Genomic DNA, 21,054 nt, shown 5'->3' on the forward strand with positions numbered 1-21,054 from the left:
CCTATGCTAATCTTCCAGGTCACGGTTTAGATGCAAATACAATCCGATTATATCGTAATCGATAATGTCCGAAGTCTTCAGTTGGCATTGATCACTCTATCTCAATCGGATTGCCTTTCCATAGACACGGAATCCTCGGGTTATTACACGTATTATTCAAAAGTCTGCCTGATCCAAATCTCTTCTAGAGGAAAAAACTACATCTTCGACCCTATACGTCTGGACGACATATCCGGGCTTGCTCCTCTCTTTGAAAATCCTGCGATTTTAAAAATATTCCATTCCGCATCCGACGATATTAAGGCACTGAAACGCGACTTTTCTTTCAAATTCGAAAACATCGCCGATACCATGTTCAGCTCCCGTTTATTAGACTTGGAACAGAACTCTCTTCTCTATTTGGTCGAACATTATCACAAAGTAAAATTATCTAAAAAGGAACAAAAATCCAATTGGGAAAAGCGTCCCTTGGATAAGAGCCAACTCCAATACGCGGCCCTGGACACCGTTTATTTGGAATCGATATGGGAAAAGATGAAGGAAGAGTTGACCAAGAGAAAATTATTGGACGAAGCCCTTTCCGAATTCAAAAAACTGGCGGAAGAGGAATCGGAACCTTTCGAAGGTTTTTCAATTACCCTGGAAAAATTCCCGAATGTCCTGGAGTTGAGTTCGGACGAACGACGAGCGCTATACGACACGCTCGTATTCCGGGACGAAAAAGCCCGACGATTAAACAAGGCGCCTTTCCGGATTTGGAATAACGACAAAGTGCTGGAATTAGTGAAGTCACGCCGGGATTCCGTAAAATTGATCGAGTCCGTGGGCAAGAAAGACGCGGATCATTTACTGTTCATATACAATAATCCGGGCGGCCCACCGATTCATAAAAACGATCTGTTTAAACGGTCCACCGAAGACCTCGCCGGAGAGGACGCGGATAGATTCAAAAGGCTCAGACAATGGAGAGAGACCATTATGTCCATTCGGAGAATGGGCCACAATCTGATGCCTTCCAACAAGAATATCGCGGAGATCGCCAAGAAAAACCCGAAAGGGATCGACGAGTTACGGGAATTGGGTATTTTTTCGGAATGGAAAGTTCAGAATTACGGTCCGTCGATTTTGAATGCGCTTCAGTCTAAACCCTACGAAACCACTCTTACGAACCTGATTCCGATCAAAAAGAAATTTGATTAAGTTAGATTTAGAAGAACTACGACAAAGATTACCGCTCAATCGAGATGGAGAAGATTCCACCCCTCCGCAAAACGTCGCGATCTCCTCGGTGATCATGCCGCTATTCCACGACGAAAACGGTTACGGTTTTTTATTACAAAAGAGAAATTCCAAACTTTTAGCACACCCCGGACAAATCGCATTTCCCGGAGGAGTAAAAGATCCGGAAGACAAGGATCTCCTTTCCACGGCTCTCCGGGAGTGGACCGAAGAAATGGGAGTCCCTTCCGATGATCTGGAAGTGATCGGAAATTATAAAGGAATCTACACTCATACCGGATTTCATATTACTCCGTTTTTATCCCTTTATAACGGGAACTTCGAATTCTCCTACAATCGGGAAGAAGTCGAAAAAATCATTCGTTTGGATTTAAATCGCCTGAACGAGGTACCATTCTATGGTCTCCGCATGAAAAGAAACCCGGAAGGACCCCCCTTGGACATCTATTACTTCGATTTACAGGAAGGATTATTGTGGGGTGCAACGGCTCGGATTTTGGTAAGTTTCCTAAGAGAGCATAGCAATTTTGAGAGAGAACCTCTCCTACGAAATCCGAATCTTTCCGTTCCTCCGTTCTTGGATCCGAAAAAATAGGATCGTTTTTCGTTTCTGAAAAATCCGAAGCGATCTGAGTTTCGGTTTCAAAAGAAGATCGGAGGACTCGGACCGGATTTTTTTTTCCGCCTTCCTCAATTTTTCTTCTAAGCAAATCGTCTCTAAAAAATGTAGTTCCGAGATTGTTTTGGTCTTTAGTCCGAATCGATACCGGACGATAACTAATACGACATAACTAAATCCGGGGAATCCGTTGGATTCTCTAAAATGTGAAAAATAAAAACGACAGTCATACTATTGGGAGAATTCTTATGAGCAGATTTAAATATATATTCGATCGCACGATACGCACCAGTTACCTAAAAGAGAGCTGGAAAGAAGAAGATTGGTATGCGACCTTGGCGGACCGTCCGGGAATCGAAACCAAAATTCCTTTCTTCAAAAAAGAAGAGGAAAATAGAATCCAAGTGGCCGTATTGAGCAGATGACACCGGAAGAAAAGGAAACGCTTTTTAAAAGTCTGGAGCAAATCCTTCGGGCCCTACAATCCTCTCAAGGAGGAGGCGAATATAAGATCGTATTATATTCGATTCCGATCGTAGGAATCATATTCGGTTGCGTTCTCCTTTTTTTCCTATTCTTTTGGTGGTACCGCCAACGCATGGCGATCATTAAAGCCGGACTATATAAAAAAGAGCCGTTTGATCTCAGGCTTTATTCCTTTTTCCTAGGCTTGGTTCTGACCTTCGTAGGGATCGCCCTTTCGATTTCGTTCATTCTTGTCTTAGGAAAATCCCTCGCCATGATCGGAGGATTGGTTCCTCTGGGAGCGGGTCTCGGGTTACTTTGTTATTATAAATGGTCGCCGAAAACTTGAACAGCAAACATGAGCGCCCGCCGGTTTTCGTTACCGGTTCGTAAGAGCTGAATCGATCTTTCATGAAACACCCAGAGCCTATCGTTTGCGATCCTGCGGACTGGGCTTGCATTCAAAAAGTCCTGGAGGGCGATTACGATTCGTTCGAAGAGCTAGTCCTTCGATACGAGACCTTGGTGTATTCTCAAGCGAGAAAAGCGTTCCGTAACGAGACAGAGGCAGAGGACTTTACCCAAGACGTTTTCTTAAAGGCCTTCGAAGGTCTTTCTACGTTCAAGGGCAGGGCAAAATTCTCGACTTGGATTTTTTCGATAGCGAGAAACGAAATCATTCGCAGATACCGAAAGGATCACCCGGAAATAGAGGCTTCGCTCGAAGGTGTTTCCGCGGAGTCCGGTCCGGATTCCAGCTCGACCCAGGAATCGAGCCTGATGGAAAAGGAAACCCACGAAAAAATCCGCTCCCTAGTGGACAAACTCCCCGAATTGTACAGAAAACCGATTTCCCTACATTACTTCGAGAACATGTCCTACAAGGATATTTCGGAAAATTTGAACTTGAAAATGAATACTCTAAAGAGTTATATTTTTCGTGGGAAGGAAATCCTCCGAGAATGGTTGAAAAAGGAAAATGAAACCGGAAAAGACTGATATTCCTCCCGATTTAAAACAGCAATTGGAACTATTCCTGGATCCGGGCAATCAGAATCCGGATGCGATTTCCGTGCCTCCCGAACTTAAAAAAAGGGTAATGTTGCACCTAATCCATTTGAAACATCTTCGTATCATTCTGATCACGACCCTACTCTTGGCTTTTTCCCCTCTGACCGCTCTTCTTTTTACGGATTGGAATTTCCTTTTACAGGCCGGAATCCTGCACGGAATCCTTGCGACGAGCGGACTTCTATTCCTTCTTTTCGCCGTCCTGATCGGGATTTATCTTGTCCAAAACAAGAGTCCATATACTAAGGAATGGAAAAATAAACTCGGGTTCGACGAATGAAAAAAGTCCTTATTACCATCGCCGCGATTTTAGCGGTATCCCTCCTATCTCCGACTTTCGCGGAAGAAACCAAAGCTCCGTTAACTGCCAAAGAGTTTCTCTCGAAGGATTTGGATTCGGTTTTTCCGATCATCCAAGGATTGAAAAAGAAGGATGCGGATATTCTAGTTTCCCAAATTCGGGAGGAAGCCAGAAAATCCTGGCCCCAGGCGGACCAATTCTACTTCCTGATAAATCATCTGTCTACGATCAGCGCAGTCGAAGAAGAGCAAACCAGATTGAAAGGCTTACTTTGGGTGTATGTTTTGGCACTGGCCCTCTTTTGCGGGTTCGTAGGTTATGTGCTCTACCGCCAGAGAAAATTGGTTCGGGAACTGAACGAACTGCTCAAGAACCGCTGACCTTAAAGAAAATCCTCCGTTTTGCGATCGGTTTTTCGGTCCAAAATTCCTTTGTTTACTGGTTGTCATAGAAACAGCGCTTGTAGTATCCTTTTTCCGAGGATTGTAATCGTTACGTAAACTTTCTGTAACCCCTTTCGGACAATCTGACGGAATGGAACCTATCCAATTGCAAGGATCCTCTTCCCCTGAACAGGGTAAAGTTCCCCAAAAGCGCAGAAAAAAGAGCTTCACCGAATTTATGAAAAATGCTTCCGGCAACCCAGGTCAAAAAATCCTAGTAGTAGACGATGAGGAAGATATAGCCGATCTTATTAAGTTTCATTTGGAAGAAAACGGATACCAAGTCGACACCTGCCAAAACGGGCTCGAAGTCCTTCCGAGAATCGAAAAGAATCTGCCTGATCTGATCGTTTTGGATCTCATGCTTCCTGGCATAGGGGGAATGGACCTATGCAAACGCATCAAGGAAAAATACGTTCTGCCTATCATCATGGTTACTGCGAAGTCCGGAGAAACCGATGCCGTCCTCGGGCTGGAATTGGGCGCGGACGATTATGTTCGCAAACCCTTCTCCACAAGGGAATTGGTCGCTAGAGTTCGCTCCGTTTTGCGCAGATCCGGCGAAGCGGAGGAAGAACAGGAATTCGAGGGGAATATCAGCGTAGGTAAGATCTTCCTGAATCCCAAAGCTCACAAGGTTTTCATAGACGGAAAAGAAATCGATCTGACTTTGATCGAATACAAGATTCTCTATCTTTTTATGACGAATACCGGCGTTGCATTTACCCGGGATAAACTTCTGGATAAAGTATGGGGAAAGGACATTTACGTTACGGATCGCGCCGTCGACGTCAATATCAAGAGACTTAGAGACAAACTCGGAGACGAGAAGGAGAGATTGGAAACGATCCGAGGCATCGGTTACAGATTCAATGAGGCGTAGTTTATTTTCGAAACTTCTTTTAAGTAACTGGCTTCTTCTCATCATCCTAATGGCGGTGGCCGGCGGCGTCCTGTTCGTGGAAGACATCGTCCATCCCGATCTCAAGATCCTGCTCTTTTCCTTTTACATCCTCTTGGCCATGTTCGGTACGTTCTACGTATCGTACTCCATAGCACGAAGCGTCACCCAAACCCTGAACCAGATCGAAAAGAAAACGGGCGAAATCAACGCGGGCGATTTTGGGTCCGAGCTTAGTCTTCCCGAAATCCGTGAATTGGCGGATCTTGCCGTTTCCATCAATCGGATGTCCGGACGTTTAAAGAATCAGTTCGTGGATCTTACCATAGAAAAGGAAAAATTTGATTCCGTCCTTCAAAACTTAAAGGAAGGCGTTTTTTCCGTGGACTTGGAAGGTTCCATTTTATTTCAAAATCGGAGTATCCCGAATTCGTTGATAGAACCGAACTCCGCTTCTAGAAAGATAGAAGATGCGGTCCAGGACGAAAGACTGCTCGAGTTCATCCAAAAAAATTTGGCCGGTAAAAGCGAACCTAAGATCGAATTGGATTTAAGTCAGAATTTTTACGCGATCAAAATGTATCCGCTTAGAACCAACGGAAATGTCCTGATGTTCATCGGCGTGATCCGCAACATCACCGAGGAAAAACAGTCGCACATCATCCGTGAGCAGTTCGTTCAAAACGCATCCCATGAACTAAAGACCCCGATCACTTCGATAAAAGGGTACACCGAAACGTTACTGGGCAGATTGCGTTTAAAGGAAGATAGCCACGAGAAGAAATTCCTGGACGCGATTTCCAGAAATACGGATCGAATGGTCCGGATCGTGGAAGATATGCTGACGATCACAAGGATAGAGAACCAAACCGCTATCGCTAGAGCGGAGGAATTCACTCTGAAATCCCTGGTGGACAACCTATCTTTTACCGTAGACGGAGTAGTATCTCCGAAGGAACAGAAATTCGTCGTGGAAATGCCGGAACCGATCACTGTTTCTGCGGACTGGGTTTTACTGGAACATATGCTTTTGAATCTGATCTCGAACGCATCCTCCTATTCACCCGACGGAAAAACGATCACGTTAAAAGTGGTTAAATTCGGTCGGGACAACGTTAATTTCCAGGTAAAGGATCAAGGTATAGGAATCAAGGACGAGGATAAGGAAAGGATTTTCGAACGGTTTTTTCGGGTCGATAAGAACAGATCCAGAAAGGAAGGCGGCACCGGCCTAGGTCTCTCTATCGTGAAGCATATCGTTCGCCTTCACCACGGTACGGTTAAGACCTTCGATAATCCCGACGGAGGAACGATCTTTTCGGTTACGATTCCTACCGTATATTCTGATAAAGTGGACGTATAAACACCAAAACCCGCTCTTTCCATTCATATTACGCTTTTCGAAAAAGTCGGGAACGGGGAGATTGAATTTTCTTAACAAGAAACGGCTAGAGGTCGGAAATGACGTATCCAAAGGGTTTTTCCTCGTTCGGCACGAATATCGGTATTAAGGATAAGACCAAAGACTTCGGCGTAATTTATTCCGAAGTCCCCTGCAAAGCTGCTGCGGTTTTTACCAAAAACAATTTCCCCGGCGCTCCCGTTATCGTAGGCAAGGAACATATCAAGTCCGGAATCCTACAGGCGATCGTAATCAACTCCAAAAATTCGAACGTCGCAACGGGAGAAAAAGGAGTGGAACATTCCCGTTCTATCTGTCGAGAGCTTGGAGCCTCCTTAGGAATTCCGGAAACTTCGGTACTTCCTTCCTCAACCGGAGTGATCGGAGTTCCCCTTCCGATAGAGATCATTCTGCCGGCCTGCAGTCGTGCAAAATCCATGTTGAAGCCGGACAATTTGGAAGAAGTCGCGGAAGCGATCATGACTACGGATACACGTCGTAAAACTTCGACCCGAAAGATCAAATCGGACCGAGGCGAAGCCGTGATTTACGGTATGGCCAAAGGCGCCGGGATGATCGAGCCGAATATGGCCACAATGCTATCCTATATTCTCACGGATGCGGAAGTCGAAGGGGATCTTTACGGAATTCTAAAAGACTGCGTCGACTCCAGTTTTAACTGCCTTTCCATCGATTCGGATACTTCGACGTCGGACACCGTCGCTTTGTTATCCAACGGTTTAGCGGGAAAAGTCGATTCTCTGGATTTCAAACGCGCGCTCCTGGAAATTTGCGTCGATCTGACCAAGGAAATCGCCAGGGATGGGGAAGGAGCAACAAAACTGATAGAAATTCGGATCCTGAAAGCGAAAGACGAATCGCAGGCCAGAAAAATCGGCAAATCCATCCTCAACTCTCCGTTGGTAAAAACGGCGATTTACGGAGGCGATCCGAATTGGGGACGATTGGTGATGGCGGTCGGAAAAGTTTTTGACGAGCCGATACGATTCGACGGTTTAGAAATCTATTTCGGAGGACTTTCCGTTAAAGGCGCGGACGCGGATACTCGTAAAAAATTATCCGATTACCTGAAAAAGAATTCCGAGATCGAAGTGAATGTGGTATTGAATACGGGGCATTACGAGATGAAATTCTGGGGTTGCGATCTCACCGAAGGTTACGTCAAAGAAAACGCCTACTATACGACCTAATCGAAACCGATTCACTCGATAATACCGTGAAAGCCTTTTTTTCGGACCATAGAATCGCATCCGCAATCATCACGATATTCGTGAGATTATTCGGAGTGATAGCCGTTCTTACCGCTTATGAAATCTGTATCAATTTCCTGCCGAAGGAGATCGAATTCGTTCGGGAAATCGGCGTGCTTACTAGCCTTATTTTCGGAGTCTTTGCGGTTCTTCCGATGCAGGAAAAAATTGCGGGCTTTTTAAAAGTCACGTTCGTTTCCGAATATCTCAGCAACGATCCCGGTTCCTCCAGAATGGCTCATAGACGCTTTGATCTGGAGGGATTAATCAGAAACGTTTTTCCGGAGTTAGTTCGTTTAACGAATAGCAATTTCGGAAAGCTTGCTATCTTGAGAAACGATCTAACATACTACGACCTTTATACTTACGCTCACAAAAAACAGAGAAAAGTAAACACGTTAGAAGGGATTAACCCAAAGTCCCCGCTTTTAAAATATATTCTAAGCAAAAGATCCGGATCCATCATCGGAGAGCCCGACCAGAACAACGTCATTAACGAGGATTTCGTAAGTCTTAGGGCGAATTTCATCTTACCGTTCGTCTTTCGGGAAAAACTCTTCGGTTTTTTAGCGGTTTCGAATATTCCCAAAGACGATGTTAGGCACGAATTGGGTTTTTTGGCGGGTAAGTGCGCTTTGGCGGTCCACAATCATATTCTATCCTCTCAAATCGCGGAAAATAAGAAATACAGAAAAGAATTCGAAAACGCAGGCAAAATCCGAAGATTTCTGGAACCTACCGAACCCCCACTGATAGGAAATACGAAAATAGACCTTCTTTCTCGCGAACCGGGGGAGCTCTTGGAATTCTTCCAATCGGAAACGGAGGATTTTTATTTCGTATTCCTACGTTTGAGCGTCACGAATGCGGTTTCCGTGCTTGCACTTTGCTATATTCTGGGAACGTTATATGCTTCCCGTATGCGCGGTGAGACGAAGGATCTTCTTCAAATCAAGACTCTCGTCGAGGAAAATCTGAAAGAGATTTCCTGGACGGAAAGATACGATCTTGCCGTCGGTAAAGTAAGCAAGGCGGATCGAAAAATCTCCCTGCGCATCGTAGGAAAACATTTTAGAATGTTCAAAAACTCCAGTCCCGAGCGGAACTTAGCCTCCATCGGTTGGGAAAACGTCGAAATTCCCGAGCAGGATCCCTTGTATCTGGCTTGGAACGAAAGAAAGATCTTATCTTTTCAGGAAATCGGAGTATCGGTGTGAGGAATATTCTTCTCGTTCTGGTTTCCGTTATTCTTTTCGGAGTATTTCTGTTCGCTGGATTATTGAAATCCTCCTCTAAGGAATCCAGACTACCTTTTTATTTTTATCCGAACGGAGTGATTGCCTTAGCGAACGGAGAATATTCCGATCTGACGGGATTAAGGATCGATCTGTTGGAATATGAAATCGCCCGTAAGCTTAAAGAAGAAGCGGGAGAAACGACCCGGTTATTCCACTTTTACGGAAAGGACAGAAGCGTTTCGAAAGAAGTACCTTTCATATTCAGATCCGCTTTGGACGTTCTCAGAGATTTTTCCCTAGATATCGTTTTATCCCTGCTTTATTTTTCGGTCGCGATCTGGTTCTTTTTTTATACCAGGGATTTATTCATCTTCCTATTATTCGGATCCTTCTCCGCTCTGTTTCTATTCAATTTCTTCCTATTGGCGTTCCAGGATTTCGCCTTTCTTTTCTTTTTCTTCTTTTTCTTCGGCGGGTTTTTGATTCTAGATGTGTCCTATCGACTGCGGGGAAAAGAAATTCCTTCTCGCTGGTTCGCTCCGCAAATTATTTTTTCCATTGTCGCCGCTTACGTCGGAGCCTCTCAAAAAGGGAATCCGGATCTTTTCCAGTCGCTTGCCAACGCGGGAATACATTTCAACGCGATTGCCGCTTCCATTTGCATTCTACAATTAGTCTTCCATACGTTCCGGAATCCGACGCAATTTCAGGCGGTGTTTAAGAAACTTTGTCTCGTACTGGCGTTTTTTTTAGCCACCATCGTTCCGTTTCTTATGACCAAAATCGACTCCTTGCAGGCCTCTACGATGATACGTTCGTACCTGATCTTGGCGTTCTTCGTATTTCCTCCTTTGGTAATTTACGGAACTTATACGTATTCTCTCGTTCCCGTTCAGATCGCCTTCAGCTCCTCTCTTACGTCTATTTATTCCATTCTGATTCTGACCTTCGGTTATTTGTTCGGTTTGGAATTCTTCGTCAGATGGAATCCCGAATTCTTAGGAGCCCACCAAAACGAATGGAACTTATTCTACGTGGTTCTCGTAGCTTACTTCCTGAGTCCTTTGAACAATAAATTGTTTTATTGGGTGGATTATTGGAGCTTTCGCAACAACCCGAAACTTCATACTGCTTTAGAGGAACTTTCCGTCATGATCGGAGCCCCGATCTCGATGCGGGCAACCATCAACAACCTAATCCGCAGGTTGGTGGACGCTCTGGACGTGCACAAACTCCAGGTGTTGATCCCGGCGGATAAATTTCCTAGAACCGACTTGAGAAATATAAATTTCGTTCGAATCCCGTTCGGTTCCGAAATATGGAACTATTTCGAAAACCATACCGAAGTGACGGTGACTTCCCATCTCGCATACGGCCTCGGAATCCGCGAATCCGTGTTTAAGTTTTTGCAACAGATGGGTGTCCAGCTCGCCTATCCGCTTTTCGATTTCGAGCAGGGAAAAGAGGTAATCGCCGTATTCCTAGTGGGGGAAAAGCGAAGTCACAGGAATTTTACCATAGGAGAGCTTAGATTCCTTAAGGAATGCACCCGTTTAGCCTCCCTTTTGATCCGGAATTATAGCCTTTTAGTGGACGAAGTGGAAAAGAAAAGGATCGTTCGCGATCTGAATATGGCTTCCATTCTGGACAAAACTCTTCATTTACCCGAATTGGAAACGATACGTCAAACGAAGGTCGGGTATTTTTCCGTACCGGCCGTCGGAATCTCCGGAGATTATCTAGATATACTCAGGATCGACGCTAGGAGACAGCTTCTTTTCCTGGGAGACGTATCTGGACACGGACTAGGTTCCGGTTACCTAGTCTCCGCCGTGCGAGGTATCATTCGCCGCTACTTGGGTGAATCTCCTTCGATCCCACAAATTTTTCATGCGATCAATCTGTTCTTGATCGAAAGATATAGAGGAAGCGAGTTCATGACTTCGGTCGCAGGCATCTACAACGCTTCCGATGGAGCCTTTTCGTTCGTGAATGCGGGTCACACATCGCCGATTTGCATACGGAAAGGCGGAAAAATAGAACTTCGAACCGAAACACAGAGAGTTTTAGGAGTTCTACCGACCGATTATAAGCTCTTAACGGTGCATTTGAATCCCGGAGATAAGTTAGTATTGTTCACCGACGGAGTAACGGAGACCTTTAACGATAAAGATGAGATCTTCGGAGATGAAAATCTACTGAAATTATTATCGATGAACCATCACTTGGAAGCGCAAGAGCTAGCAAACCTAGTAAGAAAAACTTTAGAAGAGTATCGGAATCATAAAGAGACTAGTGACGACGTATCTTTCGTCTGCTTGGAAGTGTCTGAGTAAGAATCTCTTTCACTCAAATCAACATCTTAAAATTTTTTTCGTTAAAATAATTAAAATACTTTACAATGAAAAGTTAATTGCTTAATTATGTCCCTATCCAAGGGCTTTCTTGATCTCTCGCAAAGTACGGAGGTCTGAAAAGTTCAAATCAATGGAGGACGTCAATGGTTGCAAAAAAGAAAGCAGTCAAGAAAGCAGCTAAGAAAAAAGTAGCAAAGAAAAAAGCTGCTAAGAAGAAAGTCGCGAAAAAGAAATAACTGACTTCGACAACATCTCCTTTTATACTTTTTATAAAAGGAATGAAGCTTAAAACCCGCTTTTATAAGCGGGTTTTTTCTTTTAAAGCCCTCGCAAGCGTCTCTCTTCAGTAGTTCACTTGGATTTTGCCGGATTTTGTTGTAAAAAAGCTACGGAGAAGCTCGTTTCAGACTTGGATTCTCGAATTTTCGGAAATACTTTCCCGATTTTCCGCCTTCATCCATCACAATTTAAGATAATGAAGCACTTCTTTCATCTCGTCTCGAATATCCGGAAGAGAAGTACCGTAATTCTTGATCGAATTCGCTTTACCATCGGCCGTAATTTCGAACAGCCTATACTCGTTGGAAGTGTGCGAAGACTTTTCTAGTTTGAAAAATTGAATCGCTTTCTTGGAAAACCGGTTGTACGCGGTGAATTTATGATAGTAAAACCCCTCTTTTTGCGGACTAACGGGGTAAGGCGTATAATATTCCGCTCCCAAAAGCAGAATATTCGGAGTCACGGACACGATTCTTGTCCATGTTGCGAGATTGAGCGGATAATTTTCCTCTAAGAAGGTCTTCTTATAATTCTTTTCCCAAATTCGGAGAATTTTACCGCGGATCTCGTCCGCCTGCTTCGGCCGCGACAATCCGTTCAAGCAAATTTCATAAAGGGAAAGCAAGGCCAAAGATTCCGATTTTCCGTTCTGTAATTCCTTTTGGGTCAGCTTTTTGGCGGTAATAAAATCTTCCGAATAGATATTTTCCCAGATTTTTTCCAGGACAGCGGCGTTTTTTCCCGAATCTTCCGGCAATAATTCCCATAGATTCCCGAAAAAAAGCCCGAACGTGAGAGCCAACGACAGAATCAGGGAAAAATTTCTCCATTTATATTTCTCTGCCAAGCTTGCAAGAGAGACAAACGGATTCTTACCGGGAAATGGGCTCCGTTCGAACATAGGAAAGATTTAAACGACCGATTTACGTTCCGGATCGTGGATCCAAACCGGAAGATCTTTTTCCCAAAGGGCCAAAAATTCTTTCGCTCCCTTTTCCTGGATCACTTCTCTTTCTTCTTCAGAAACGGGTAAGAGGGTCAAAAATCGGATCGGCCGTCCATTTTCCGCGACAAGACCCGCCAAAGAAGGATGTCCTGCCTTGGCATCCAACTCTTTGAATAACAAAGACGTAAACGTGACATGGAGCGCTTCCGGATCTCTCCGGCTCATCGAAATCGTATGTCCATGACCGAACCATTTTCCCATGCTCCAAGGAAAGCGAATGATTTCTCCGATTTGGTGGGGGACCCAACTTTCCGATCGATCTTCGTCCGAGACTTTCACGGCGAAAAGGAGCTCCGACCTGGCATAGTCCTCGTAGTCTTTGCGGTACAATTCCACGCCGGGCATGTTTTGCGAGCTCATGCCCAGCGTAACATAGATGTATACGTCGGGCAAAAGATTCCAGCGGAAACGTGCGATTCCCAATTGCGGAAATTTTCCCCCGTCCGCAGACCAATACTTATCATGTTTACCGAAAATGTTTTCCAGAAAGGACAGGCGGAGTTCCTGCACTTTTTTCCAAACATTGGGAGAAGAGCGGAATTCCCAATGCGCGCGATCTTGGCGGATTCTGTCCGGAATCGTACCGAATTCGGAATTCCCTAAGGGATAAGCGGTAAGGGCTTCCGTCTTAGCAAATTTAGAATACCCGTGAAAGTCGTTCACTCCGGACCAAGGAGGAAGATAGGCAATTAGCTCTTCCCGATAAAAAAAAGCGACTCCGGTCCCTTCTTCCGTCCATATAAAATGAATCTCCTCTTCCTGGAACGGCCCCACAGGAGAAGAATCTAAAACTTCCTCTTCAACCAACACAGGGGCCAATCCGGAACGTAATTCCTCTTCGTTACGGAACTTGGGCGCCTGAATTCGGTTGCATACCCAGACGGATTTCATAGAGAAATCGGGATTCTCTTCCGCTTGGAGATAAAGATAAACCGTTCTGCCGTCGTCTTCTAAAAACGCGGTAAAGGAACCGTAGGGGTTCGCTTCTTGGTATAAGATTTTCGGTTCCAAGATTTCCTTCATCGGATCGGGATTTCCACGGTACGTTTTTGGAAGCCTTGCAATAAGGTTTGGATCTTTTCTTCCATACCTGGCTCGAAAAGAATATCAGGGAAATATCCGCTCGCATTTAGCAAACCGGTAAGTTCGATTTGGTTCCAATTCGGATAGTTTCTCAGCGAATCCCATACCATCAAGGGTACGGAGTTCCCTTCTTTTTTGTATCGAACGAACATATTTACGGTTTGCGTGGGGGTGAATGAGGGATTCTTCACGTCAATAACCTCGAATACGTCCATTCTCCCTAGGAGAAAGGAAGATTCAAGCCGGTTACTGTAATTTACGAGGGGAGAAAAAGAAACGAGCCGGGGCATCCTTTCGCCCGGCTTTCCTACCGAAAAGTCAACGATGGAGGTAGTTGCTGAGTGGCTCTACGAGTACTCTCTCGCGATTTTTCCTTTCCTTATATTGTTCGAAAAGGATCAGCGTGAGAGCTGCCGTTAAAAAAATCGTTTCCATGTACTGTATTGACGGAGGTAACGAAGGGAATCTTACTTTTTGATTTTGCTTTTGGAAAAAAATTTCAGAAGTCCTCCGATTTGACGGATTCCGATTCCGCCACTGCGGAAATACGGTAAGAAAATCCGTAATCCTTTCGGATTATATGGAAGGAACTAAGAAAGAGCGTCCTTTGCCGCCTGTTTTACCGCTTTCAGAAGTCGATTTTTTAACGGGTCGGGAATCCGAGCGGAAACCTCCAAAGTGTGAACAAAAATTTCCGCAGCAAGATCGATCACTTCGGTCATCTTGACGTCGTTTTCTCTCGGAATGGAAAAGGACTTCTTCTTACCGGTTCCTTTGGAGCGCGGCTTCCTTACGGTTTTTTTCGTTGCCTTCTTCTTTTTAGCGACCATAGAACTCACGTCGGGATGAGGGTTCGCATCTTAACTTCTCCCCTCCGACCTGCCAGCAGGATTTTAGTCTTTTTCCAAAAAAATTCCCAAAACCCGATAGCTTTCGATTCCGACGGCGGGAAATTCCAGGTTTTCTCGGTCTTTATCCGAATGCGGAATACGAATTTCTCCCTGTTTTTTCCATTTTCCTTCCGTTTCGGAAAGATAGAAAAAACGGGAATATTTTCTTAGATCCAAACAATCCTCGACCTTCTCCCAATGCGCCTCTAAAGAACGAGAAGGTTCGATTTCTTTAGTATTCGGAACGAGAATCTCATCCTTTCCCAGAAAGGTTCTGATTTCTCCGGTACGTATATTTTCTGCCGTAATGAACAAGGAACGCGTCTCCCTACTACAGGAATGAAAAATTTCGGAAACGGTTCTCGCTTTTTCCTTTAAAATTATGTTCCGGAAAAAATCCGGCCCTTTTCTTTTAGACGTAACTTCGAAAGTCTTGGTTGCACCTTTCGGGCAATCAAAACCGCAATTTTAAATTCGCCCGAATCAAATACAAACTCAATTCTTTTTCGTCAAATTAGGACGAAATCGGATTTTTTTTGAATATTCTGTTTTTTTAATCGAATACTTTTTGCAAGACGAACGATCGATTTAAGAAAGGATCGCCTTCCAACGGCGCCCTTCTCTTTCGATTCGAACTTTCGTCTTGTCGTATTCCAAATGATCACCGGTCTTGATTAAGCTTCCGTTTTTTTCGTGCAGGTTCGCGAGAAGAAACCGGTTATCCTCCAATTTCACGAGTGCGAGAGAATACGGTGGCTTCCAGGGAAATCCGGGATTCATGTGTACAGTCGTTGAGGACCAGATCACTCCGGTTTCGCCCGAATCCGCTCCCGGTCGATTTAGGAAAAGAGGGTTCAATTCGGGTGGTCGGGGCTTTCGATTCGATTTTGGACGGTCGCTCGTAAATAATGCGGCGGAATTGATGCTGTCGATTCCTCCGTTCCCTCCAAGCAAAGAAACGCTAGGAAAGAGAGGTTTTTGTCCTCCGATCGATTCGGACTCCGCATACAAACCGTATTGGTGAGCGATGTCCACAAGTCCGGTCGCAGCAGAAACGGACATGGCCGCCTGGTAATTCAAAATTCCTCCGAGCAGATTGATAGGGATCTCTTTTCCCTTGGATACCGAAATCTTTCCTGCGCGTAAGGACCGAACCGTTTCCTTTTTGGAAAATTGAAAATATTCGGAGGCTTGCAGGATAACCATCCCGGTAAAACAGTCGTAGATCCAGGCGTATTCCAATTCTTCACGCTCGTATCCGGAAGAGGAAAATAATTTTTCTCCTGTATTCGTCGCAGGAGTACGGAAATCGCCTTTTAAGATGAAATACTCGCTATGTGCGGTATGAGCGGCTCCTACTAGATAAACCGGATGAAGATTTTTTCGGATCCAGCCTTTGGATTTCCACTCCTTGGCTTTCTTTTCGCTCATCAGCAGGGTCGCGAAACCGTGATCCGTAACGATCGCGATCATGGGAGAAGGATAGGGATCCGCAATGTTGCGGGAAATTTGTTTCTCCGTGATTTCCTGGCCGAACTGATAGGCGCGAGAATTGCCCAGCGCGTTTTTTCTAAAAGCTTTCGTAATTTCGACGAGATCCTCTTGGAGGATCCGATCTTCGAACATCATGCGCTTCATCAAAAGCCCATACATGGAAATCAAAGTCGCACCGTTGTCCAATTCGTATTCCGGATGGCAAACGGTTTCGTTTACCCTCTTCAAATCGGAAACTTGTTTAAATGCCGATTTCGGAATATCAGAAGCTGCGACAAGCACGACCGCATCTGGATCGGACAGAAGAATGGAACGAGCTTGTCCGATCGCACCGGTGACGCTTGCTCCTCCTAAATCGATGCAGTGCGCCCTCATGCCAGTAAAACCCAGCTCGTTCGCGATGCGAACACTGTGTCCGTATCCCTGTTTTCCCAGGGAAGCAGGCTCTATACTTACGAAATCCGTGATATTGTTCGCAAGAATTTCCTTCTTTAATTCCAGAAAATCCAGCAATCGATCCAAGGATCGTTTATAATGATGAAAAACCTTTCGATCGTGATCCCATTCTTTATATTCGGATTCGGAAAAATCTCCGACGACACTGTCTGCTACACCTAAAAGGACCGGATAATTCACTGATTTCTCCTAAATCGACCCTTCGACTTTTGCCGGAGGAAGCACTTTGCATTCTCCTTTGCCAATGGTCTCGCCTTTTTGATTCGTCCACTCTATATTCATGGAAACCGCTTTCAATCTAGGAATCTTTTCCTTCACTTCGACCTTACAAGTGATCGTATCTCCGGGAAATACCGGCTTTCGGAATTTGGTGAGAGTCTCCAAGGCGACCGTACCGAGTCCGGGGAGCTTCATCCCTAAAACCGGAGCGAGCAAGGAGGCTGCCAATCCACCATGCGCGATTCGGGTTCCGAAGGCGGTAGTTTTGGCATATTCCTCGTCGACGTGCAACGGATTGAAATCCCCGCTGATTCCCGCGAACAAATATATATCCGTTTCGGTTATCGTCTTGGTAAACGAAGCGGACTCTCCGATGGAAATCTCTTCAAAAGTCTTTCCCTTCTGATACATCAATTTTTCCTAATTTATTTTTAAATTTTCGGCTTAAACCTTAGCGGTCCCTAAAATCCGAGTCTTCAGGAATTCGATACAATCCTGCACCTCGGTTTCCACCGTATCCAAATCGTAAAATAGATGCAGGAGTTCCTTCGTCTTTATCGGATCCAATTCCTTTAGAAAAGGAACGTTTTTTAGGAATTTGGTTCCCGCAAAGAAAGTTAATAAACGAAGATCCCGTCTGCGATCTTCGGACGCGTATTCCGAATTGGATTGAATCGCGTCCCAGAGACTTAATTGAAGTACGGCGGTAAGCACCAGAAGGTCCGCGAACGCGAATTCCCAGACTTGCTTTTTCTTTCGATCGGAATTCTTTCCGACGGAGCGGATCAAATCCTTTGCCGCGGACAGAAATTGTCCTTCTGCGGAACCCTCGAATTCTAACTCCGCCTTTTTTCTGATCTCTTCCGGGTAAGCCTGTTCCAACACGCCTATGAATTTTTCATAACCCCCGTAGGTGGAAGATACGATGCTTCTCTGAATCTCGGAAGTTCCGCCTCCGATCGTACCCAACTTAACGTCTCTGTATAAACGGCTTACGGGGCACTCTCGCATATAACCCATACCTCCGAAGAGTTGAACGGCTTCGCTGGCCATCTCCTCCGCGGTCTCCGTCACAAAGATTTTTAATGCCGAACTTTCCAGCGGAAGACTCGAAGATGGATCGCTGTCCTTTTTATTCGCGACGAAATAGATCAGTCGTCTGGACGCGCAGAGGTAGATCCAATTTCGCGTCAGCTTTTCCTGAACGGCGTAAAAAGAAAGGATGGGTTTTCCGAATTGGTGTCGCTTCCACGCATAGTCCAAGCCGGCTTCCAGGGAAAACTCCATACCGCCCGGAACCGCCGCGACTAAGACCGTGCGTTCCCATTCCAACGTCGCTTTTCCGATTCTGAGAAAACCGGAATTCAAAGGACCGAGCAGATTTTCATCAGGAACAAACATATCCTGAAACGAAAGTTCCGCGGTCGTAGAGGTATTGTGTCCAAGTTTTTTTAGAACCTTGCTGACCTGAAATCCTTTCATGTGAGATTCCACGATAAAAGCGGAAACGCCCATAGGTCCCCTGGATTTGGTAGTCCGAGCCATGATAATGAAAACCTGTCCTATAGGTCCGTTCGTAATGAACATCTTACTTCCGTTAAGTATAAAGCCTCCGTCCACCTTTTGCGCGAAGGTCAACATTCCCGCGGCGTCCGAACCGGAATCCGGCTCGGTCAGTCCCAAACCAGCAATCCACTCTCCCGTCGCAAGTTTTGGAAGATACTTTCTTTTCTGAGACTCGGTTCCCTGAAAAAGAATAGGAAGAGTTCCGATGATCATATGCGCTCCCCAGGACAATCCGAAACCTCCGTCCAAACTTCCGGCGTTAAACGCTTCCTGGGCGATACAGCATTGAAGACAGGTTCCTCCTTGACCCCCGTATTCTTCCGGCACCGCCAAACCCAGAAGTCCCATATGCCCCATTTCCTTCCAAATATCGTCCCCCCAGGTTCCGTGCTCGTCCCTCTCTTCGGTACTCGGAAGAGCTTTTTCCTTGGAAAATTTTTTGACCGTCTCGTAAAATTCGAGATCGGAAGAATTCAAATATGGATTTAAAATCATTATCGTCTCCTATGCCGTTCAACTCTTGGTCAATTCGGCGACTTCCTTTTTAAAACTTTCTAATATTTCATTTCGTTTTATTTTAAGAGTTCTAGTCATTTCCCGATCCGGATCGAAGGGCCTGGGAAGGATATAAAAGGCGTTCTGCGGAATGATTTCGAAGGACTTAAATCCGTTCTTTCGGGAAATTCTCGACGAAATCTCATTCCTAAAGATCTCTCTCAAGGCTCGATTCTTATCCCAATCCTTAGTATCCGGCGGAATGTCCAAAATCTCAGTCCGTAATTTTTCGAAATCCGGCACGATCAATGCTACCGGATGTTTCGCCTCGTGTCCCGTAACTAAAACTTGGTTGATATACGGGGAATTCAAGAGCTGGTCCTCTACGGGTATAGGCTCCACATTTTCCCCGCCGGCCAAAACGATCGTGTCCTTTGCTCTTCCCGCAAAAACCAATTCGTCCCTGTAATTAAACCTCATGATGTCTCCCGTATCGAAGAATCCATCTTTATCGAAAACGACTGAATTCAATTCGGGGCGTTTATAGTATCCCAAAAGAATCTGACGGGATTTGATCCAAAGATTTCCCTTGCCGCCGGGAGGCACCGTCATCCCGAATTCGTCTTTGATGACGCATTCGTAACCTGCGATCGAAGTTCCGACCGTGCCGGGAGAAGGTTGCTTTGGTTTTCTAATCGAAAGAACCGCGGAAGTTTCTGTCATCCCGTATCCTTCCAAAACGATCAATCCGATCGCGGAAAGAAATTTATCCACGACGGAAGGTAATGCGCTCCCAGCCGAAACAGAGACCCGCATTCTTCCGCCGAGTGCACTATGAATTCCGCTAAAAACGGCCATCGCGCCCAACTTTAACGGAGAAATTAGGACCAAAATAAGGAAGGCAAAAGCTTTTCGCAATGCGTTAAAGAGAACATTCGGCTTTTCTATCACGAAGTCGTACCCGAAAAGGATCGCCTTATACTCGGCCCAGATCATTCCGATCCGAAGGAAAAAATGGAAAAGCCCTCTTTTTAACGGAGACTCTTTGGTGACCTTATTCATAATTCCGTTATATATGGATTCCCAAATTCTGGGAACCGTAGGAAATAAGGTCGGCTTGAACTCTTTCAGGTCCTCTTTTAAATTACCGATGTTGGAAATTAGAAAGCTAGCTCCTAATTCGAGTATGACGTATTCGATAGCCCTTTCGAACGCATGCCAAGGTGGCAAAAGCGAAACGCCGGAATCCGTCGATTTCAACTCTACGAATCCGATCACCTTTTCAACGGCGGAAATCCAACCCGTCTGACTCAACATGACACCTTTCGGAGCCCCGGTCGTACCCGAGGTATAGATCAAAGTCGCCAATTCGTCGGGACTTTTCTCGCCGACTCTCTTTTTGACGCAGTCAGGATGTTCGGCGAGATACTTTTCTCCTTTTGAGATCAGTTCGCCTACGCTTTCCGGGCCGTATTTCAACTCTCCGAAATCGTCTTCCAACACGAATACTTTCGATAGGGTGGGAAGTTTATCCTTTAAAGAGAGTAGTCTTTGTTTGTCTTTCTCCTTTTGAACCAGCGCATATTTACTTTCCGAATGGTTAACGATATAAAGAATATCCTCTTCCACCACGTCCGTCCCCCGAGGAACGGAGACGGCGCCCGAACTTACGATCGCCAAATCGCCGAGTATCCAGTTACAGCTCGCATCGCAGAGGTACAGTACCTTATCGTCCTTTTGTACCTCTTCCTCCAGAAAACCGGCGATCATACAATCTACGAGAAATTTGATCCGGGAGAAAGTCCTCCCGCTCATTCCTGATTTTGTTCTCTTTAAAAAACTTTCCTTTTCGGGGAACCTAGTCGCAGCGCTTTCCAGCATCCCATAAAAATTCTTCTGACCCTTTTCCAAAATCCCTCTGAGTGGCGGACAGTGATTCCGAACCGCCTAGGACGGAAACTCTACTTTGCGGGAGCCTCGCTTCAATTCATTTTTGAATCTCGGCATAAATACTACTTTAAATGAACAAATGTTTACCTAACGGTGATCGCAAAATATAAGTGGTTTATAATGTTATTCCGGGACTTCGGATGCGGTCTCGAATTCGCTCAGACAGGAAGAGCAAAGGCAATCATCGAATAAAAGGCGGAGTTTAGATAAGGTCAAGTCGTTCAAATTCGCGGAGTCGCACCAGCAACCTCCTTCGTCCGCTCTACAACCGAAAGGACGAAAGCACTTGGAACACTTTTTCTCCGCCAT

Annotated in this window: 22 protein-coding genes; 12 read left to right on the forward strand and 10 right to left on the reverse strand. The window is 45.3% G+C overall.

Annotation, left to right across the window (positions count from 1 at the left end; translation table 11 throughout):
* Positions 1–30: 30 nt before the first annotated feature.
* The 12 genes from EHO61_RS11610 to EHO61_RS11660 all read left to right on the forward strand — a co-directional run bounded on the left by EHO61_RS11610 (position 31) and on the right by EHO61_RS11660 (position 11,286).
* The gene (locus tag EHO61_RS11610) at positions 31–1,200 is read left to right on the forward strand and encodes a ribonuclease D (RefSeq protein ID WP_135813744.1); all 1,170 of its coding nucleotides are present in this window, start codon (positions 31–33) and stop codon (positions 1,198–1,200) included.
* Complete coding sequence (locus tag EHO61_RS11615) at positions 1,196–1,834, forward strand: NUDIX hydrolase (RefSeq protein ID WP_425460351.1); 639 nt, start codon at positions 1,196–1,198, stop codon at positions 1,832–1,834. Before EHO61_RS11610 ends, EHO61_RS11615 begins: the two co-directional genes overlap by 5 nt.
* Positions 1,835–2,106: 272 nt before the next feature.
* The gene (locus EHO61_RS17240; protein ID WP_167884861.1) at positions 2,107–2,283 is read left to right on the forward strand and encodes an LIMLP_16695 family PerRB-regulated protein; all 177 of its coding nucleotides are present in this window, start codon (positions 2,107–2,109) and stop codon (positions 2,281–2,283) included.
* Entirely contained in the window at positions 2,280–2,672 is a 393-nt protein-coding gene (locus EHO61_RS11620) for a hypothetical protein (RefSeq protein ID WP_135813745.1), read from the forward strand. The genes EHO61_RS17240 and EHO61_RS11620 overlap by 4 nt, the downstream gene beginning before the upstream one ends.
* A gap of 62 nt (positions 2,673–2,734) precedes the next feature.
* Positions 2,735–3,322 carry an RNA polymerase sigma factor gene (locus EHO61_RS11625; protein ID WP_135813746.1) on the forward strand — a complete coding sequence of 196 codons (588 nt, stop codon included), beginning with the start codon at positions 2,735–2,737 and terminating at the stop codon, positions 3,320–3,322.
* Positions 3,303–3,674, forward strand: a complete 372-nt coding sequence (locus EHO61_RS11630; RefSeq protein WP_135813747.1) for a hypothetical protein — start codon at positions 3,303–3,305, stop codon at positions 3,672–3,674. The genes EHO61_RS11625 and EHO61_RS11630 overlap by 20 nt, the downstream gene beginning before the upstream one ends.
* Entirely contained in the window at positions 3,671–4,075 is a 405-nt protein-coding gene (locus tag EHO61_RS11635) for a hypothetical protein (RefSeq protein ID WP_135813748.1), read from the forward strand. Before EHO61_RS11630 ends, EHO61_RS11635 begins: the two co-directional genes overlap by 4 nt.
* Before the next feature lie 241 nt (positions 4,076–4,316).
* Entirely contained in the window at positions 4,317–5,021 is a 705-nt protein-coding gene (locus EHO61_RS11640) for a response regulator (protein ID WP_135813818.1), read from the forward strand.
* Entirely contained in the window at positions 5,011–6,402 is a 1,392-nt protein-coding gene (locus EHO61_RS11645) for a HAMP domain-containing sensor histidine kinase (RefSeq protein ID WP_135813749.1), read from the forward strand. The genes EHO61_RS11640 and EHO61_RS11645 overlap by 11 nt, the downstream gene beginning before the upstream one ends.
* 98 nt (positions 6,403–6,500) lie before the next feature.
* Positions 6,501–7,652 carry a bifunctional glutamate N-acetyltransferase/amino-acid acetyltransferase ArgJ gene (gene argJ, locus EHO61_RS11650; protein WP_135813750.1) on the forward strand — a complete coding sequence of 384 codons (1,152 nt, stop codon included), beginning with the start codon at positions 6,501–6,503 and terminating at the stop codon, positions 7,650–7,652.
* Positions 7,653–7,678: 26 nt separating this feature from the next.
* Positions 7,679–8,929, forward strand: a complete 1,251-nt coding sequence (locus EHO61_RS11655; RefSeq protein WP_135813751.1) for a hypothetical protein — start codon at positions 7,679–7,681, stop codon at positions 8,927–8,929.
* A complete protein-coding gene (locus EHO61_RS11660; RefSeq protein WP_135813752.1) occupies positions 8,926–11,286 on the forward strand; it encodes a PP2C family protein-serine/threonine phosphatase in 2,361 nt (786 codons plus the stop codon). The genes EHO61_RS11655 and EHO61_RS11660 overlap by 4 nt, the downstream gene beginning before the upstream one ends.
* A gap of 481 nt (positions 11,287–11,767) precedes the next feature.
* On the opposite strand, the gene EHO61_RS11665 is transcribed toward EHO61_RS11660, so the two are convergent.
* The 10 genes from EHO61_RS11665 to EHO61_RS17450 all read right to left on the reverse strand — a co-directional run bounded on the left by EHO61_RS11665 (position 11,768) and on the right by EHO61_RS17450 (position 21,054).
* A complete protein-coding gene (locus EHO61_RS11665; protein ID WP_135813819.1) occupies positions 11,768–12,433 on the reverse strand; it encodes a hypothetical protein in 666 nt (221 codons plus the stop codon).
* Between the two features lie 63 nt (positions 12,434–12,496).
* Positions 12,497–13,615 (reverse strand): suppressor of fused domain protein, encoded by a 1,119-nt coding sequence (locus tag EHO61_RS11670; RefSeq protein ID WP_135813753.1) that lies wholly within the window; start codon positions 13,613–13,615, stop codon positions 12,497–12,499.
* Positions 13,612–13,866 (reverse strand): hypothetical protein, encoded by a 255-nt coding sequence (locus EHO61_RS11675; protein ID WP_135813820.1) that lies wholly within the window; start codon positions 13,864–13,866, stop codon positions 13,612–13,614. The genes EHO61_RS11670 and EHO61_RS11675 overlap by 4 nt, the downstream gene beginning before the upstream one ends.
* Before the next feature lie 399 nt (positions 13,867–14,265).
* A complete protein-coding gene (locus tag EHO61_RS11680) occupies positions 14,266–14,505 on the reverse strand; it encodes a hypothetical protein (protein ID WP_135813754.1) in 240 nt (79 codons plus the stop codon).
* Between the two features lie 63 nt (positions 14,506–14,568).
* Entirely contained in the window at positions 14,569–14,880 is a 312-nt protein-coding gene (locus tag EHO61_RS11685) for a hypothetical protein (RefSeq protein ID WP_135813755.1), read from the reverse strand.
* Positions 14,881–15,153: 273 nt separating this feature from the next.
* On the reverse strand, positions 15,154–16,695 hold the full coding sequence (locus EHO61_RS11690) for a thiolase C-terminal domain-containing protein (RefSeq protein ID WP_135813756.1): 1,542 nt from the start codon (positions 16,693–16,695) through the stop codon (positions 15,154–15,156).
* 9 nt (positions 16,696–16,704) lie between these two features.
* Positions 16,705–17,145 carry a MaoC family dehydratase gene (locus tag EHO61_RS11695; RefSeq protein ID WP_135813757.1) on the reverse strand — a complete coding sequence of 147 codons (441 nt, stop codon included), beginning with the start codon at positions 17,143–17,145 and terminating at the stop codon, positions 16,705–16,707.
* A gap of 33 nt (positions 17,146–17,178) precedes the next feature.
* Positions 17,179–18,795: an acyl-CoA dehydrogenase family protein gene (locus EHO61_RS11700; RefSeq protein WP_135813758.1), complete on the reverse strand. Its 1,617-nt coding sequence runs from the start codon at positions 18,793–18,795 to the stop codon at positions 17,179–17,181.
* A gap of 18 nt (positions 18,796–18,813) precedes the next feature.
* On the reverse strand, positions 18,814–20,706 hold the full coding sequence (locus EHO61_RS11705; protein WP_135813759.1) for an AMP-dependent synthetase/ligase: 1,893 nt from the start codon (positions 20,704–20,706) through the stop codon (positions 18,814–18,816).
* Positions 20,707–20,868: 162 nt separating this feature from the next.
* Positions 20,869–21,054, reverse strand: a complete 186-nt coding sequence (locus EHO61_RS17450; RefSeq protein ID WP_135813760.1) for a cysteine-rich CWC family protein — start codon at positions 21,052–21,054, stop codon at positions 20,869–20,871.

The sequence above is a fragment of the Leptospira fluminis genome, assembly GCF_004771275.1.
GTDB lineage: Bacteria > Spirochaetota > Leptospiria > Leptospirales > Leptospiraceae > Leptospira_B > Leptospira_B fluminis.

Coding starts and splice junctions, on each gene's coding strand:
- argJ (WP_135813750.1), top strand. CDS start 6,501: ATGACGTATCCAAAGGGTTTTTCCTCGTTCGGCACGAATATCGGTATT.
- EHO61_RS11670 (WP_135813753.1), bottom strand. CDS start 13,615: ATGAAGGAAATCTTGGAACCGAAAATCTTATACCAAGAAGCGAACCCC.
- EHO61_RS11620 (WP_135813745.1), top strand. CDS start 2,280: ATGACACCGGAAGAAAAGGAAACGCTTTTTAAAAGTCTGGAGCAAATC.
- EHO61_RS11700 (WP_135813758.1), bottom strand. CDS start 18,795: ATGATTTTAAATCCATATTTGAATTCTTCCGATCTCGAATTTTACGAG.
- EHO61_RS11695 (WP_135813757.1), bottom strand. CDS start 17,145: ATGTATCAGAAGGGAAAGACTTTTGAAGAGATTTCCATCGGAGAGTCC.
- EHO61_RS11630 (WP_135813747.1), top strand. CDS start 3,303: ATGAAACCGGAAAAGACTGATATTCCTCCCGATTTAAAACAGCAATTG.
- EHO61_RS11640 (WP_135813818.1), top strand. CDS start 4,317: ATGAAAAATGCTTCCGGCAACCCAGGTCAAAAAATCCTAGTAGTAGAC.
- EHO61_RS11625 (WP_135813746.1), top strand. CDS start 2,735: ATGAAACACCCAGAGCCTATCGTTTGCGATCCTGCGGACTGGGCTTGC.
- EHO61_RS17450 (WP_135813760.1), bottom strand. CDS start 21,054: ATGGCGGAGAAAAAGTGTTCCAAGTGCTTTCGTCCTTTCGGTTGTAGA.
- EHO61_RS11610 (WP_135813744.1), top strand. CDS start 31: ATGCAAATACAATCCGATTATATCGTAATCGATAATGTCCGAAGTCTT.
- EHO61_RS11645 (WP_135813749.1), top strand. CDS start 5,011: ATGAGGCGTAGTTTATTTTCGAAACTTCTTTTAAGTAACTGGCTTCTT.
- EHO61_RS11635 (WP_135813748.1), top strand. CDS start 3,671: ATGAAAAAAGTCCTTATTACCATCGCCGCGATTTTAGCGGTATCCCTC.
- EHO61_RS17240 (WP_167884861.1), top strand. CDS start 2,107: ATGAGCAGATTTAAATATATATTCGATCGCACGATACGCACCAGTTAC.
- EHO61_RS11680 (WP_135813754.1), bottom strand. CDS start 14,505: ATGGTCGCTAAAAAGAAGAAGGCAACGAAAAAAACCGTAAGGAAGCCG.